Annotated in this window: 1 protein-coding gene; it reads right to left on the bottom strand. The window is 61.9% G+C overall.

All coding sequences use genetic code 11. From position 1 onward, the window contains the following. Positions 1-373 (bottom strand): VOC family protein (locus P0D80_RS51415; RefSeq protein ID WP_459252787.1); only part of this gene is annotated, 373 nt, incomplete at both ends.

Genomic DNA, 373 nt, shown 5'->3' with positions numbered 1-373 from the left:
GGCGAGCACTCAGGCGGTCGCTGTGTTCCGTTAATGCGGACGGCCGCGTCCACGGAGTTGAACGGCAATGGCGGCCGGTGCGACAGCGTCGAAGCTGGCGCCTGGCCCCATATTGCATCGACGCGAAAGCCGGAAGGGTCGGTCAACCGTACGATATAGCCGCCGCCGGGCAAGGGCGACCGTTCGGCCTCGGAGGCACCAGGCAGCTTGGCAAGTGCATCGAGATCGGCCCTGTTATCGACCTTTAGCCCAAAACCAACGAACCGGGATTTCGGCGCCTTCCGGACGACATAACAGAAATGCGAAGCACCCGTTCCCCGCAACAGCAGGAGCGATCCATCGCGCGATACAGTTCGAAGCCCGAAATCATTGA

This window comes from Paraburkholderia sp. RL17-373-BIF-A (genome assembly GCF_046030175.1).
In the GTDB taxonomy this organism is placed as follows: domain Bacteria; phylum Pseudomonadota; class Gammaproteobacteria; order Burkholderiales; family Burkholderiaceae; genus Paraburkholderia.
This window is presented reverse-complemented; position numbering and strand designations above follow the sequence as displayed.